Raw genomic sequence first — 15,096 nt, 5'->3', positions numbered from 1 at the left:
CAGAGAAAACTATTGATAAACGATGTTAATTTAATTAATTTTAAACGAATTAATAATTTTATAAGTTTCCATGAAAGAATTTATCTATACAGTTTATTTAAGTGAAATAATTTTTCAGATAAAAATTGCTCAACAAGCAGCAACCCGCCTACCTATTGATCCTGGAAATTTCGATCATATAGAAGCATGGTGTTCAATTCAATCTATTCTTGTGGCAACAGGAAATGTTTCTAAAATACTATGGCCTATATCAAAAAAAAGCAAAGAACGAGGTAAGAAGTTACGAGAATTATTATGTATAAATGAAAATAATATTATAGCTAATAGAAATCTTCGAAATCATTTTGAACACTATGACGAACGGATCGAAGCTTTATTCGAAGATCAATCAAGTGTTAGTTTTATTGATCTCGCTTTTACCCCTTTTAAACCTGAAAAATGGGGAATTCCAAAATTTTATCAAAGAGCATATAATCAAGTTGAAGGGGTATTGACATTTCGAAACGAAACTCTTGATTTAAAAAAAATTCTCATTGCTCTTGAAAACATTAAAGAAAAATGTAGCGCTTATACCCTGTGAAACTTATTGCTTTTACTCACGTTTAATCAATTTAAGTATATATCAGGTAAATTAGTGATTAAACCAAAATTTTGATTAGGTTAAATATAAGTCTTCAAAGAAAGTTTACCAGTAAATCTACAATGCAGCAACAATTTTGCAACAGTCTAAAGGCCGGATGTATAGAAGTGTAACCCTTATTTATAAGGGGTTAGAGTAATAGCGAAACATATTTGCAACAAACTCGCAACAGGTTTGCAACAATTTTAATAACAAGGAAACATAAAAAAATCTATAACGCATTATATTAATTAGAAGCATTATAAATATTTCTTTTTTTGTAATAATATTTAGTTTTATTCGACTAACAGCTTAATGTAATTACTTATCATCACTGGAGAAGAAATTGGATAAGTAATTTTAAATTATTACGAATATTATAAACGTATACTTCAGTAAGGCCTTAATAGGTACTTATTGAAGTATTTTTTATTTAAAAATTATGAAACAGTTAAAAACATTTTTTTTAGTAGGGTTAGTCATTGTTTTAAGCTCTTCTAGTGCATTTTCACAAGAATTAGAAGTTACACGTAGTGCTTCTTCAAATATCAATAGTCTTCCTGAGTATATAGTTATAACTTCAGAGAACACAAAGCTTTTAGGAGGGATTGATATCATTATTGAATATAAAAGATCTCCCTACAAAAAAGAATTAGAAAACCTTGAAGAAATTTTGCAGGATGGAGATAAGTTACGTGTTAGAAATCAAACAGACTTACTTAATTCAATGTCTAAATTAGGTTATGAGTATATAGATGCATTTAATGTTAGTGGAGACACTTCTGGTTTTGAAGCAGGAAAAAATGATGATGTTTTTGCAAGCGACACAAAATATAGAATTAACATGGTTTTTAGGAAGAAAAAAGAATATCGAAGTTAGATTTAGGAGTTTGCTGTAGTCTTAAAGTTGAATATCCAAATAAAATTTTAAATTATGAAAAGAGTTATTTTATTAAGTAATATATTTTTAATGTTTGCAACTTTTGGTTGTGCGGGGCCAGCTACGACTAAAGAACAAAAAGGGTTGGAAGAAACAAAAAAAGAAGAGATTAAATTACTTCAAAAGGTTTATGGAGATGACTATGTTAATGCTAGAATTAATTTTTCAATTCCTATTAGCATCTATGGTACATCAGAAAAAGTAAACTTTATAGAAACACGAACTTCTACAGAATCCAATATTAATTATACAGGAAAAACTTATGTTGTTACAAATAAAAATAATGATGTACTTATCAAGTTATTAGGTAACACTTATAGTTTTGAGAAAATTTTTGAGAACGAGAATCCTTTTCTTGTAATTACGGAAGTTACATTTAAAGGCAACGGAATACATCATTTTTATGGTATGGAAGATAATTTGATTAAGGATTTTTTAAACACTGATAATTGGAGTATTCAAACAATTGGAAGAGGAAATTTAGAAGAAACTTTTGTTCCAAAGGAATTACAATTAACCTTCAAAGATATTAATAACGATTCTTTTACTGATGCTGTCTTTAGTGGAGAATCTTTAAATGAGATTACAAAAAAGAAAAGTAAGATTGAGTTAAATTTTATTTATGATAAGGATAAAAAAACATTTAACTTAATTAAATAATCTATTTATATGAAAAAAATAATTTTAGTTTTAACTACACTGATTTTGGTTTCCTGTTCAAGTTCAAATAACACTATTACTATAAAAGAAGATATAATTGGAGAATGGCATCTTGTAGAGTTCATTTTGAATGATAAAAGTGTAACTACTACTTGTCAAAAAAAATCGACTATTAATTTCAAACCAAATGGAAGTTTTGTTTCGGAAACATTTGATTTAAATAGAGGATCTTGTCAGTCTTCAGGTGATAAAAATGGAACATGGAATACTGAGTCTGTAAATAGATATTCTCTAAAATTTAATGATGGAGAAATGAGGATAGCTATTAGTTCAACTATGGACGGAAATAGGCTTATAATAAACAGAACCATAGATGATTTTAAACTTATAAGTGTATTTACTAAAAAAGATTAATTTTCTAGAAATAGTTTGTAAGGTTAGAGTATATATAACGTCAATTTAGACTGGTAATTCAGGTTAGGGGATGAAGAACCAAAGTTATATAGTCTAAAGGAGTGCAATTTGCACTCCTTTTACGATTAGAACAGATAGAAATGTTTATATTAATTCAATACCTTCGATTTCCTTAACAAACATATAGTATTCTTTGGGAGTAATTGATTTTACTTTTTTAGCTTCAATAAGTTCTATATTCCGAGCTTCAGAAATAATTTTATTGATAGTTTCTCTTAAAAATGAAGTAGGTAGCTTCCAATATTTATTGGATAAGTCCTTTTTAGTCCCAATAGGGTTATTTCTTAATTCTTCGATTTTCAATTTCTTTTGTTCCTCAAATTGTTGTTTCATTGCTGTTAATTTCTGTTGCAATTTTGTTGCAACATTGTTGGTTTTCTGTTGCATTTTTGTTGCAAGGGTTAAATAAATACCTGTAACTCGCTGTTAATTAAAGTTTAGGGTTTGTGTGAACTCGTGCAACAACTTAATTCCCTTGTTGCAATTTTGTTGCGGATTTTTATTAAATCACTATTGTTCAAAACAATTATTATTCTTAATTTAGTTACTATATAATCGAGGAGGTCGGTTATACATTTTTCTTTTTCATAGCAATTTTACCACTCAGTTTGAGTGGTTTTTTTATGCTTCTTTCTTTTCAAATGTTAGGTAATTGGTTATTTTTCTATTTGCCAAATATTGATTAACAATACCTATTGCTGGATCAAAGTATCTATCATTGTGTTTAATAACAAAATGACCATTTCCGTTAGGGTATCTAAATAGAATAATACTTTCATTCGGAACTTCTTCAAACGTAATATCAAAGACTTTTATGGCTCTTACATTATAGTTTCTTTTGGATAAAAACGGCATAATGTGTTCGTAAATATCCGTCTCCCAATCTTTACCTAATTCCTTACTGATATCTTCTATACTTTCTCCTGTAATCATTGAAAGGCAGGTTTGACCACAAAGCATTGAGCTAAATGGCTGCTGTTTAAATTTTATGGTTGCATTATCATTTTTCATTCTCTTATTTGAATATTTATTTGTTTGGAGTAGAAAAGCTAAATCAGGATAACCAATAACATAAAGTATTGTGATAAGGAATTTGTACATTTATACTAAAGTTAAAAAAATCGTCTTTTATTTCTCTAATTGATACCCTAAAAAGCACACCCCAATCAATCCAATAGGAAAAATTGAATAAAAATCAACTTCTAACCACTCTAACAAGTAGTAGTAATTAACAACTAACAATATTGAGAGTATTGGTTTTAACCCTATTAAGAATCCTTGTATATAATGTTTCATATTCTACAGGTTTTTAACTATTTAAATTCAGTGATTTCACTATGAATATTTTACTTACTTTTATTCTCCTTTTTGAGAGAATGATTATAATGTTCTTTTTTAATCATTTTCCCTAAAAAGCGCCCACCTCGGTGGTTTTTTTTTTATATTTGAATTTGTATTATATATAAGCTATGTATTAGAAAGTCCGGGGGGACGCTATAACATATTTATCAATACATTTAAATTAACTTCCTTGTTAATTTAGGAGCTCCATTAGGAGCTTTTTTTCTCAATAATTATCTTTACCTTTACACTATTCTATAAAAGGATCTCCCACAGATTTATTTATGAATAGAAAGGCTTGAAATTCTTTTTTCTTGCCTTTTTTTTGTAAAACATTAAATTTCAATTATTTACGTATATTTGAGTAGCTAGCAAATTTTTTCCTATATGTGCTATTAAGGGGTTGCACATTAAGGTATTGGTACAGATGAATTTAATATTTGTCTGTACTTTTTATTCTTTAATTCAATTCTTTCTTCTTTTATTATCATAAGACTATTGTTTATATTTTTTTATTCAAATTGAAAAAAGGCTTCTCCTTACTTGTTTTTCGACTAACGGTTCTCAAAATCAACTGTGGTTTTTATAATTTAGCATAGTCATTTAGCTAGTAAGGGGATTAGCTATCTGGCTGATAAAGGAACTTTAATCGGTTCCTTTTCTCTTTTACTACAATTAAATTAATATTCATCAATTAACCATCTTACAATTTTGAATACAACGTAAATGATTGCTGCTATTCCTAATAATTTCATAATTCCTACAATTATTTTAAAATTTGTTTCTAAAATTTTGGACATAAAAAAACACCTTAACTAAGGTGTTTGTAGTAAATAATATTTAACGGTGAGTATATGAAAATTAGGCAATTTTGAAGCACAGAACTTTCAGTGAAGGACAAAGTTAGATATGAGCTAAAACCTTTGATTTTACCACTGTTTCACCTATTTTTTCTATACATTGTTAGGCACTTTTTTCATTTGCTTTGTGAGGACAAGCTAGTTTGTTTATTTCCCACTTTTCAAATCCTGACATCCAGTATTTTAATTTGTTCGTATCAATATCAAGTGTACCGTCAAGATTTAGTTTTCCTAATTTATTCTCTTCTTTATCTAGAGCAACTGTGCACTTAGCTAGTGTTCCATCTCCTCGAATAGCTAAGGAATTAGGCTTGGAAGCATAACAGACATAAGAATTCTTAAGATTGAAAATTTGATTTTGATTTATTACCAAGCTCTCTAGACTCTTCTTTATATTATTTTTTTCAATCGGAGACATTCTTACAACATTTTTTGAATTTTCTCCGCCCAAATCTTCTATTGCTTTAAAGTAAAATTTAAATCTTTCATCATTAAAATCAGAGTTTAACTTTGATACTAAACTTTCCATTTTTTCAGCATTTCTGGGGTGAAAGTGAATTCTAAGTATAATTTCAAAGTCTAAAGTTGTTTCTTTTATTTTCTTTAAGTTATTCCAAATTTTTTCGAAGGTACCATTCCCGTTTTTTAATAGTCTGGTTTTGTCGTGTATTGTTGAGTCACCATCTAATGATATTTGAAAAACCTTGACATTATTTGAAACAAGCTTTATGAATCTGTTAATACTTAGTGAGTAGGCATTTGTAGTTATATTTGAAATGCTTGAAAAATTAGGATATTTTTCAGTTAAAGAATTTGTGAATTCCAATATCTCTATTATAGATTTAAAAGCCAACAAAGGTTCACCTCCAAACCAACTATATTCCAACGATTTTAGCTGTGGTGCTCTCTTTAGAACTAGTTTTTTTATACTTTCAATTAACTCACTTTTCATATTGCCAATTTTAAAATCTTCATAGCAATATGTACATCTGAAATTACATTGTTCGGTGGGAAAAATAATTAGATTAAGTCTAGAATTGTCAAAAGCGTCTTGAATAATTCCAGACTTATCTTTTTCATTAACAACCTGCTCCACAAACTCCATTTTTAACAGCTGCTAATGGGTTGAAATTTTCAAACTTTTCTTTTAATGCGTTAGAAAACTCTGGATTTTTTATTGTTATTATCCCAATATCATCAATTGTAATATCATCTAAAGAGAATTGAGGAATTTCACTTTTAATGAATTCTACAGTTTCACTCTGATTTACAACTAATTTTGTCAATAGAGAAGAATCTTTTATTGATACTTGGTCTGTTCCAAAATCAACTTTTTCGGGTGTAATCTGAATTTTACTCATTTTATATAAATTTTAATTGTTACTTAATTGTGCCTAACTTGTTTATATACTCATAAAATATATCGTTATCTTCCATGCTAATTTAGTAAAATTATTATTTACTACAATTATGTCAATGAACTTATCGGATGTTTCAGTAGTTCCGATTACCTACGGTTTTACCTTACTTTAATTACGGTTTATTAGTTAATTAAAATTTTCTAACATCATACATTTGCATTTAATTTTAAAAAGACTAAAAAGATGATTCAAAATTTTATTTCTAATATTAGTTTTGGTGACGCTAGTAATATGGCTAATCAATTTGCAAAAGCACATGGTGGTGTTAAACCAATCCAAGTAAGTACTGATTGTTATACTGACGGAAAAACTAATCCAATTCTAGTTTTTTCAGTTACCGTTGTGTTTGAAAAAATTTAGTATTCAAGTATATATAACACCTCTCTTTTAATGAGGTGTTATACTACTTTTATTATCGTTTTATCTTGATTTTTCTTTTTCCTTTGGCGTTTTGGTTTCCTTTATTTTTGTGATCTGATCTCTTAACGTCAATTCCTTCATGTTCAAGACATTTATAAACAGAACCTTGAGATATTCCAAAGGTGTTTTGAATAGTCTTAATAGATTTGTTATCATCTTTCCACATACTAACTACTCCTGGAGCTACATCTTTTAGTTTTTGCGAGATACCTTTAGGTCTTCCTCCCTTGATACCTCTTTTACGAGCTGAAGCCAAACCTGACATTACACGTTCTCTATTTATTTCCCTGTCCATTTGATTAAGAGAAGTAAAAACATTGAAGATAAATTTTCCATGGGGAGATTTAGTATCTAAAAATGGCTCTTGAATGCTTTTAAATTCAATTTTGTTTGATTCGAATATCTCCATCATTGAAAGCATATGTTTAACATTTCTAGCCAATCTACATGACTTCCATACTATTACTGTATCACCTTCTCTAAGTTTCATTAACATTTCTTCTAATCCCTTACGGTCTTCTTTAGCTCCTGAAGCAATATCAGTATGAATATTTTTTGAATTGACTCCAAACACTTCTAATGCGTCTATTTGCATTTCTAAATTTTGTGACGGAGTACTTACTCTTGCATATCCGAATTTCATTGTTCTTGAATTAATTAATGTTGGTGTTTTTTTGATATTTGTTTTACTCTCTTGTATCTATGTTCGTTTAATGCGTCAGGTGATCCAAAAAGAGTTTCACAAACTTTGTAAGTATTTGCTTTTTATAATGTGTTTTGATCTAAGAAACCAATAGCTTTTTGTACTCCAAGTATTTCTAAATCTGTTTCTAAAAGTGATATATGATTTCTTAAAAAGGATTTTAATGCCCATGCTTCGTGGTGTTTTAGAGTTAATTGTGTTGACTTAGAGCTAGTAATAAGATCCATTTTGCTTTTAAGGTTCATTGTTTTTCTAGTGAAAGTATCATACAATGATGTTCCAATAGAATGCCTTAATTTTTCTTCTGAGTTTAGGGAGTAGAAGTTTACAGGAGATTCAAAAGCTCCTTTTAAAATTTCCTGAATAGAAAATACTTCTGTGGGTTTCAATTTCAAGGTTACGTTCATTTTGTAGTTTTTATAGTTTAACTTGGGTTATTAGTTGACCAGTATCAGTGCTGTAAAAATTCACACAGTTTGCCATTCCATAGTATTGAGATTCTTTAAACCTTCTATACATTGCATTTACCAAAACATTAAAAGGTTTACGGTTTTTGCTAAGATGATTGTACCAAACGGGATTTGCCCTATTATTACCCTTTGTACTCTGGTATTTATGAGTTTTGAACTCGTTTTTTAACAGTATTACCATTTTTACCTTTGAGCATTTTGAGCAAAATATTTTATTCTTAATGCTGCAAGAACATTGTTTCTGTATTGCCATTTTTAAGCTAAGTTTTCAGTGTTATTAAATATTATGCTCGGTAGCATTTTTAAGTATTCATTTGGTAGGTTGTCTTGTACATAATTGTACAGTTGCTTGTGGTTTATTTTACCTGAATAGAACCTTCTAATTACCTTGTTTAGTTTTTCTTGTGCTGATAATCTGCGCTTTCGTGCGTTTGATCTTTGAACTAAGTTGTTTTTTTTAGCTTGATTTTTCTTTTTGTATTCTTGATTTTTCTTCCAAATCTTATGTAAACCGTAAAAGCCAATTTCATTTGATTGAGTTCTTGTACTATCAAAATATGCGTAAGGGAAAAGAGCTTTTACTTCCTTCTTTTTGTTGAACCATTGTCTTGCCCAGTTTATTTTCCAGCGGTATTCTTTGAGTTTGTTGATTATGGTTTCTTTGTTATTGAGCCTTTCGAAGAATTGAACATATAAAAGGTTGATTGTTTTTTTCCAATTCCCGTAATAAACCTGTTCATGGTTCTTCCAAATTTTAGCAGATGATTTTAAGAAATCCTGTATAATGATCTTTTTAAAGTCTTCTAAATTTACGTGTGCATATTGTGCAACTTGTTGCAAATAGTGATACTTTAAACCTTGGTAATTGTCAAAATCTCCATTAGCTAACTTATCCGCGAGATCTCGTTCGTCCATTTTTCTTTCAAGGAAATTTTTGGTTAGGATGGCGTAAGTATTAGGAGGGGTAGAAGTTTTTTGAAAAAATACGGCGCCCTGTGGTTTATTTTTTTTATTCATCCCTTTGGTGTTCTTGTAGCTGTCCGCAGGACATGCACCTCTAATCACGTTTTCTTCCAAAATCGAACCGCATTTCTTAAGACTGTTGCTATTTGCACAGTCTTTTATTTCTTTTTCTTTTAAAAAGGCTCTAGTAGGTTCACTATTATCGTGCAAACTTTTCTCAATTGATGTAGGAAGTGCTTTATTTTCAGGGGTTTTAGATTTTGGTGGGTTCCCATCCAAAATTTCTAAAATTTGAGGGTTAAAATTGACTTGAATAGGCTTGTTTTGGTTGATTCTTTTATAGTTAATAAGGATTTGTGCTTCCCTTAACCTTTTTACGTGGTTTTGTGCGGTTTTTTTACAAATGTCCAGTCTAGGTATATCTTCGATTTTATGTGTAGCTAATTTCCTGTGATCTATCTTAGGAGGAGGAAGAGAGTTTTTTAAAACGCTTGTGGGTTTGTTCATTTCTCTTAAATACGCATTACGTGATCTCAACTGAGACACATAAAAGCCAACTAAAACCTGAAATATTATTTCGCTTTGGAATTTGATTTTCTGGATTCTTCTTTTTGGAACTATGGCTTCAGTTTGGTTTTGTTTTTCAACCAAAAGATTGTATTCAAGAACAAAAAGATGGTTGTAAGAGGATTCAAAACTTGTTTTGCGTTTTCTTTGCGCTTTGGTTAATGCTAAATGATTTTTAACCTGTGTGTTGTTGTAGTCTCGTATTTCCTTGTTCTGATTATCTGCCTGTTTGTTGTAATTATTTACAAACTGACGGTATTTGTCCATTGTGAATTTTACAGCTAATCTATCTAGGTAGGGATAGTTGATGTAACTATAGTATTTACTGGAAGTTTGGTGCTCAGAGCCTTTTTTAAGTAGTATAAAACCGTTTCTTTGGTTAAATTCTTCAACTGCGTTGTTATATTGCTTATCGGTTAGTTTATTTCTTTGAGCGTTATCCTTAAAAAGGTTTACTGCATACTGGGTGATTCTATCTAAAGCATTGTTGGCTAAATATTCTCTAACTCTCTGATTATAAAAACCAATATTAGATAAATTTTGTGTAGAATTTTGCGCAAAGTTTACGTCGTAATTACTATATTTGTTCATAGGTACGGTGTTAAAATTATTTTATCATCTGATCCTTTGGTAAAAGCGGTGCGAGGTCTCAATTCTTGCCGCTTTTTTTGTTAATTATCCTGGTTAAACTCTTCATGATCAATTACTATTATTTCATTTATTAAATCTGGTTTTTCAACCTTTTGTGATGGTATTTTATCCATAAATTCGACTTTAGTATTCATTCTTTTTAAAATTTTAATATTAAAAGCACCGTTTAATTAAACGGTGCTTTATCAATCAACCCAACTTGGGAAATTGATTGTCAACTAACCAAACATTGACTTAAAACTCAACTACAACTACTACTTATGTTTGCTTTTTGTAAGAAGGCAGAAATAAAGAATTTCTTTTCAATTAATGTAATAGATTTAACGATTGAAAGGCCCAGTTGTGTGCTGGGCCAAAGTCCCCCAATCTTTATTTTCTGCCATATTTTGATGAACTTTTAAAGAAACAACCCGCAAGAATAATTGTCGAATTTATGTTACCTTCATCATGAAGTTATGCGGGTTGTTATGAGGATATCATCTATCCCTTTGGTTTCTTTATATTTTTTTATTCGACTCTTTTAAATTTCTTCTAGCGTTACGTTTTCTAACTTTTTCGTTCCAACTTGCAATCATTCTTTGATAAATGGCCTCCTCTGAATAGTATTCTGGAAGTTGAACTGTTTTACGAGTTTTTCTTGTTGGAGTTTTAGCAGTTGAATTTGGAGCTACCACAGATAAAAACAGTTTTCTTTCAGCCTCATTTAAGTTGCTGAATACCTGCATAGCACTATGAAAGTTATTTTGTGGTAACATGATTCTTTATTCGACTATTTTGTAAAAAAATCTGCTATATTTGTTATATAGCGACACAAACATACAACATAAGCGCAGAATAAAAAAACATAAACGCATTTTTTTGTTACAATAAGCATGGTTACTAGTAAAAGAATTGAAAAAATAATTGAAGTCTTAGGACTAAACAATAGTAGTTTCGCTAAGAAGCTAGGGGTGTCAAGCACCACTATTGATGGTTACACGAAAGGTAGGAGGAATTCTAAAAAGGACCTAGTAATTTCTCAACCGAATTTTGATGTGATAAAGAAAATGGTGGAGACATTCAACATTAATGCAGATTATGTTTTAGGTGTTAGTGATGATATTTTTATAACTAATAGAGATTCTTTAGCTCACTTTAGCATTGAGGAAATAATTACTTTTATTTTTGATAATAAAGAAAAATTTAGGGAAAACACAGCTTATAAGCTGCTAATGGAAAATGAATTTAAAGAGCAGGTCTTAGAAAAGTTAAAAAAAGACAAATTAGATCTTTTAGCAAAAAGGGATAAATTAATTAATGATTAATTTTGATATCATTTTCAAGTAGAAAAATTTCAATTTGATGTTGGTTAATTTCTTCATCTAGCCGATGATTGTCTTTAATCATTTCTTCTAATCTTTCCTTAGTTAAATCAAATGTGCTTTTTTTGAAAGATTTTTCGTTTAAAGTACTGGTATAACCTTTATCAAGAAGTTTTTTAAATATTTTATATCTACGTATAATTTTATTTATTCCCATTACTAACTATTCAGATATCTTTTCAAACGTTTTCAATAAATCTTCTTCAAAATCTTTACTGTTTTCTTCTACAGTTTTATCGCTTTTTAAGGCTTTGTTGTGAATTTCAGCATATAAAGCTTTAGATGCAACCTCAGTATAATAATTGTTTCTTGTTCGAAAAATAAATTCAATTAAAGTTTTTATTTTTTCCTCAGAATATAAAAATGCATTTTGAAATTTTATAAAAATGAACACAGAAGAAATACAAATTCCAATCATACTTATGTAATAGAAAATTCGATGGAAATCCCTAATTCCAAATGTATTTAATAAAAGTTTTTTGGGAAAAACTATTAATGTAAGAAAGTAACAGCCAACAAAAATTGTAATAAAAGAAAATAGTCTAAACACTTTTTTGTATTCACTGCTTACATGCCTTGAAGAAAAGTTAAGCAATAAGCCTAAGCATAAAATACTTGTATAATTGCCAAAAGAATTAAGAAATGAGGACATGTATGTATAACCAAACAAGCCCTCAGTATCTCTAATTCCATAAAAAACATGCCAAAAAGGTCCAGTAACTCCTAAACATAAAATGGTTAGATAGAAACTACTCTTCATCGTCAGGTACTCCGTTACAGTTTCTGTCATTTGGCGGACAATCTTTAATGGGATCAATTTTACCGAAATGTTCGATTTTCTCTTCATTCTTTGCTATTTTTTCAGTGTTATCTGTACAACTTGTTAATATTGCTATACCAAAAAACATAACTAAAACTACTAATACTTTTTTCATTTTTACTTTATTTTAAATTTTTATTTAAAGCAAAAATAATGGTAATTAAATAAGTGTTAGCGAGGTAAATAGTTGTGTTTATAAATCAATTTCTTTGTTGGTAATGTTTACTTTTTTAATTTCTCTCTTGATCGTCTGGAACTCCATTACAATTTCTGTCATTTTCTGGACAATCTTTTATCGGGTCAATTTTATTACTCGATAATTTTTCACCATCATCTGCGGGGTCTGTTGTTTTAATTTTACCATCGTCCCCTGGTTCTGTTTGGCTCAGGCTTTGATTGCTTTTTAATTGTAACATTTCATCTACAGAGTTATCAGAACAATTGAATAGCAATAGTGATGTTGTAATTAAAATAATTGAAGGGATTATTCTATTCATTTTTAATTTAAATTATTCCATTTGTAGGAGGTTTGATATCTTTTGGATCAATAACTACTTTTTTGCTTAGTGTTGAATCAAACTTAGAATTGAACTCAAGAGTATTTGATGTAAACATTGTAAAAAACAAACAGAATGTTAACGAAACTATTAAAGGGTTTTTTAGCATTTTTTTGTCGGGGGTTTTCAACAAAATTATAATTAATTTTTTATTCTTTGAATATGTTAGAATTTCGGCAAAATAAACTTTATTTTTTTATTTTTTTACGGTTTACCATAAATAAGCATATTCTTTAAAGCACAAACATAACTCATATAAGATCATAATGAAATAAGGGTTTTTCCTGTTTGTTAACTACCTAGTCTCCCTGAGCTTATCAGGGTTAACCCTGAGTTGATTAATAGGGGTATTGGGTATTGTTTTCTGTAAATTATATTTGTATTTTCTGCGCGAAGTTGTTGATATACGAAGTTTTATAGCTATAAAAACAGGATTTTTTTATATCACTTTTTGTACATAACTTTGTACATAGAATTTATTAATTTGAGTCTTTTATAAAAACTCAAAGCCTTGAAAATCAAAGGTCGAAAAAATGGGAAGATAAGAGTTTTAAACTTAGGATCTAGTGCCGTGAGGCGTGGGGGTTCGACTCCCTTCACCCGTACTGAATTTAAAAAGCTTTAGAGAAATCTAAAGCTTTTTTTTATGCCTTTTTTGAGCGATAGCATTTTGCGCTCCTTTGTTAAAGTCTAATATATCTTGGCTGTTTTCTAAAAACTCAACACCCTCAAAACCATAAGTGTTGGAGTCTTTATATACTAACAAGGTACATTTAATAATTTTGTTTTCAGAAGTTGCTTTTGTTGATATTTCAGTAAGTATACTTTCTAAACTTTTGCCGCTGTGTAAAGAGTTGAATTCTTCTTTTTGACTACAAGAAGTAATAAATAATGTTAGTACTGTTACTACTGAAAATAGATACCCTAAATTTTTCATGGTTGTTAATTTTTATAATTACTATTTCAATTTTGGGGTAGGATTGCTATGTTAACTAACAGGTTATTTCATATGATTTACAGGTTGTATACATACAAAAAAGAGAGTTGTAAACTTGAGATATAGCTTAAAATGTTTGGAGAGTCTTCGTTAAGAAGTATCCAAATATAAAGATAATTAACTGTGGATTTGTGCGGGAATCCGTAATTGAAATAGCAAGTTTATTGATTCCAATTGAAAATTAGAATTGCAATAAAAATGAAGAGTAGCCAAAACAAAATACCTAATAATTCTACATTCGAGTATTTATAAGGTTTTTTAGCTAGCATTGTTGGTTGTGATATTACATTAGTTTTTATCTAACCATTTTATTATTTCTAAACTTAATTCATTTCGCTTGTCTGAAAAAGAGTGATCAGAGTCAAGTACTAAATATTCACCTTTCTTTATTTTTTTTATCCAGTATTCATTCCTATTATTTTCGTCTATAAAAATGAAAGGTTTGGTAATTTCAAGAGTATTGATAGACGTCAAATTCCATTGTTGTTTATGATTTATTATTTGGGATAAGAATTTCTTGGAATCAATATTCAACATAAATTGTTTATTCAAATAATCTTGGAAACCAACTAATTCATCAGGCGAATTGTTGTTTTTTAATTCTTCTCCAGCGTTGAATGAGGATAAGGCAATTATTTTTATGACTCTTTGGTCTTTAATTCCTTGTAAAACAGCTATTCCGCCTCCTAAGCTATGCCCAATTAAAATAAAAGAGTTTTTTTTAACTCTTAACTTTTTAGAAATGATATCACTTGATAAATAATCTATTACTTTCGATATATCTTCTAGACAATTAGAGTAAAGAAATTCTCCTTGACTTCCCCAAGAGCCTCTGTAATTAAAGTAAATCACATTTTTTCCATTTTGTCTTATTTTCTCTGCTAAATCAAGATTTTTTTCATGTCCAGGCAATCCATGAAGCAAAATAACAGTTTCCTTTAATTCATTTCCATTAGCAATCAAAGCATAACCAGAAATTGAATCTTTGTTTATTGTAATTACCAATTCTTCATTAAAAGATTTATGGCTAGCTTGTGAATAGGTATTGAGTCCTAAAAGCAATAAGATTGTTGTTAAGTAAACTATAGTTTTCATTTTTTACGTTTAGATTTTAGCTCCCATATCTTTTGGGTGTTTTCGGTTGGTATAAATAAACAAGCTTGTCCCTAGATTTTCTTCTAACTCAATTGCAATATGTAATTTTCCAATTCGATAGTCAGATTGAGTATAGGGTGTTTTTTATGAATTACTTATGTGTAATTTACGTTGTCA

General features: G+C 29.1%; 21 protein-coding genes. 6 read left to right on the top strand and 15 right to left on the bottom strand.

Annotation, left to right across the window (positions count from 1 at the left end; all coding sequences use genetic code 11):
- The first annotated feature begins 70 nt into the window (after positions 1–70).
- From ABNT22_RS16905 to ABNT22_RS16890, 4 genes are all read left to right on the top strand, one after another.
- A complete protein-coding gene (locus tag ABNT22_RS16905; RefSeq protein WP_348714247.1) occupies positions 71–580 on the top strand; it encodes a hypothetical protein in 510 nt (169 codons plus the stop codon).
- A 481-nt stretch (positions 581–1,061) separates the two neighbouring features.
- Positions 1,062–1,499 (top strand): hypothetical protein, encoded by a 438-nt coding sequence (locus tag ABNT22_RS16900; RefSeq protein ID WP_348714248.1) that lies wholly within the window; start codon positions 1,062–1,064, stop codon positions 1,497–1,499.
- Between the two features lie 54 nt (positions 1,500–1,553).
- Positions 1,554–2,219: a hypothetical protein gene (locus ABNT22_RS16895; protein WP_348714249.1), complete on the top strand. Its 666-nt coding sequence runs from the start codon at positions 1,554–1,556 to the stop codon at positions 2,217–2,219.
- A 9-nt stretch (positions 2,220–2,228) separates the two neighbouring features.
- The gene (locus ABNT22_RS16890; protein WP_348714250.1) at positions 2,229–2,633 is read left to right on the top strand and encodes a lipocalin family protein; all 405 of its coding nucleotides are present in this window, start codon (positions 2,229–2,231) and stop codon (positions 2,631–2,633) included.
- 144 nt (positions 2,634–2,777) lie between these two features.
- Here the strand turns inward: ABNT22_RS16890 and ABNT22_RS16885 are convergent, their stop codons facing one another.
- From ABNT22_RS16885 to ABNT22_RS16865, 5 genes are all read right to left on the bottom strand, one after another.
- Complete coding sequence (locus tag ABNT22_RS16885) at positions 2,778–3,080, bottom strand: hypothetical protein (protein WP_348714251.1); 303 nt, start codon at positions 3,078–3,080, stop codon at positions 2,778–2,780.
- Positions 3,081–3,314: 234 nt separating this feature from the next.
- A complete protein-coding gene (locus ABNT22_RS16880) occupies positions 3,315–3,794 on the bottom strand; it encodes a hypothetical protein (RefSeq protein ID WP_348714252.1) in 480 nt (159 codons plus the stop codon).
- 27 nt (positions 3,795–3,821) lie between these two features.
- Complete coding sequence (locus tag ABNT22_RS16875; RefSeq protein ID WP_348727170.1) at positions 3,822–3,989, bottom strand: hypothetical protein; 168 nt, start codon at positions 3,987–3,989, stop codon at positions 3,822–3,824.
- A gap of 1,008 nt (positions 3,990–4,997) precedes the next feature.
- A complete protein-coding gene (locus tag ABNT22_RS16870) occupies positions 4,998–5,999 on the bottom strand; it encodes a radical SAM protein (RefSeq protein WP_348713905.1) in 1,002 nt (333 codons plus the stop codon).
- On the bottom strand, positions 5,974–6,255 hold the full coding sequence (locus ABNT22_RS16865; RefSeq protein ID WP_348713907.1) for a hypothetical protein: 282 nt from the start codon (positions 6,253–6,255) through the stop codon (positions 5,974–5,976). Before ABNT22_RS16865 ends, ABNT22_RS16870 begins: the two co-directional genes overlap by 26 nt.
- A gap of 243 nt (positions 6,256–6,498) precedes the next feature.
- On the opposite strand from ABNT22_RS16865, the gene ABNT22_RS16860 reads away from it, so the two are divergent.
- Positions 6,499–6,675, top strand: a complete 177-nt coding sequence (locus ABNT22_RS16860) for a hypothetical protein (RefSeq protein WP_348713909.1) — start codon at positions 6,499–6,501, stop codon at positions 6,673–6,675.
- 52 nt (positions 6,676–6,727) lie between these two features.
- On the opposite strand, the gene ABNT22_RS16855 is transcribed toward ABNT22_RS16860, so the two are convergent.
- From ABNT22_RS16855 to ABNT22_RS16840, 4 genes are all read right to left on the bottom strand, one after another.
- A complete protein-coding gene (locus ABNT22_RS16855) occupies positions 6,728–7,378 on the bottom strand; it encodes a recombinase family protein (RefSeq protein WP_348713911.1) in 651 nt (216 codons plus the stop codon).
- A gap of 122 nt (positions 7,379–7,500) precedes the next feature.
- Positions 7,501–7,845, bottom strand: coding sequence for a hypothetical protein (locus ABNT22_RS16850; protein WP_348713913.1), 345 nt, complete (start codon positions 7,843–7,845; stop codon positions 7,501–7,503).
- A 318-nt stretch (positions 7,846–8,163) separates the two neighbouring features.
- Complete coding sequence (locus ABNT22_RS16845) at positions 8,164–10,029, bottom strand: hypothetical protein (RefSeq protein WP_348713915.1); 1,866 nt, start codon at positions 10,027–10,029, stop codon at positions 8,164–8,166.
- 557 nt (positions 10,030–10,586) lie between these two features.
- Positions 10,587–10,844 carry a hypothetical protein gene (locus ABNT22_RS16840; RefSeq protein ID WP_348713917.1) on the bottom strand — a complete coding sequence of 86 codons (258 nt, stop codon included), beginning with the start codon at positions 10,842–10,844 and terminating at the stop codon, positions 10,587–10,589.
- Between the two features lie 117 nt (positions 10,845–10,961).
- Here ABNT22_RS16840 and ABNT22_RS16835 point away from each other — a divergent pair, with 117 nt between their 5' ends.
- Positions 10,962–11,393 (top strand): helix-turn-helix transcriptional regulator, encoded by a 432-nt coding sequence (locus ABNT22_RS16835; protein ID WP_348713919.1) that lies wholly within the window; start codon positions 10,962–10,964, stop codon positions 11,391–11,393.
- On the opposite strand, the gene ABNT22_RS16830 is transcribed toward ABNT22_RS16835, so the two are convergent.
- The 6 genes from ABNT22_RS16830 to ABNT22_RS16805 all read right to left on the bottom strand — a co-directional run bounded on the left by ABNT22_RS16830 (position 11,383) and on the right by ABNT22_RS16805 (position 14,919).
- Positions 11,383–11,607 (bottom strand): hypothetical protein, encoded by a 225-nt coding sequence (locus ABNT22_RS16830; protein WP_348713921.1) that lies wholly within the window; start codon positions 11,605–11,607, stop codon positions 11,383–11,385. The genes ABNT22_RS16835 and ABNT22_RS16830 overlap by 11 nt on opposite strands.
- A gap of 6 nt (positions 11,608–11,613) precedes the next feature.
- The gene (locus ABNT22_RS16825; protein WP_348713923.1) at positions 11,614–11,868 is read right to left on the bottom strand and encodes a hypothetical protein; all 255 of its coding nucleotides are present in this window, start codon (positions 11,866–11,868) and stop codon (positions 11,614–11,616) included.
- 331 nt (positions 11,869–12,199) lie between these two features.
- Positions 12,200–12,385 (bottom strand): hypothetical protein, encoded by a 186-nt coding sequence (locus ABNT22_RS16820; RefSeq protein ID WP_348713925.1) that lies wholly within the window; start codon positions 12,383–12,385, stop codon positions 12,200–12,202.
- 115 nt (positions 12,386–12,500) lie between these two features.
- Positions 12,501–12,767 carry a hypothetical protein gene (locus ABNT22_RS16815; protein WP_348713927.1) on the bottom strand — a complete coding sequence of 89 codons (267 nt, stop codon included), beginning with the start codon at positions 12,765–12,767 and terminating at the stop codon, positions 12,501–12,503.
- A 691-nt stretch (positions 12,768–13,458) separates the two neighbouring features.
- Entirely contained in the window at positions 13,459–13,764 is a 306-nt protein-coding gene (locus ABNT22_RS16810; protein WP_348713947.1) for a hypothetical protein, read from the bottom strand.
- Positions 13,765–14,112: 348 nt separating this feature from the next.
- Positions 14,113–14,919: an alpha/beta hydrolase gene (locus ABNT22_RS16805; protein WP_348713949.1), complete on the bottom strand. Its 807-nt coding sequence runs from the start codon at positions 14,917–14,919 to the stop codon at positions 14,113–14,115.
- Positions 14,920–15,096: the final 177 nt, after the last annotated feature.

Source organism: Tenacibaculum sp. 190130A14a (genome assembly GCF_964048965.1).
Classification (GTDB): Bacteria; Bacteroidota; Bacteroidia; order Flavobacteriales; family Flavobacteriaceae; genus Polaribacter; species Polaribacter polynesiense.
The sequence above is the reverse complement of the archived record's forward strand: the minus strand, read 5'-3'. Positions and strand labels throughout refer to the sequence as shown.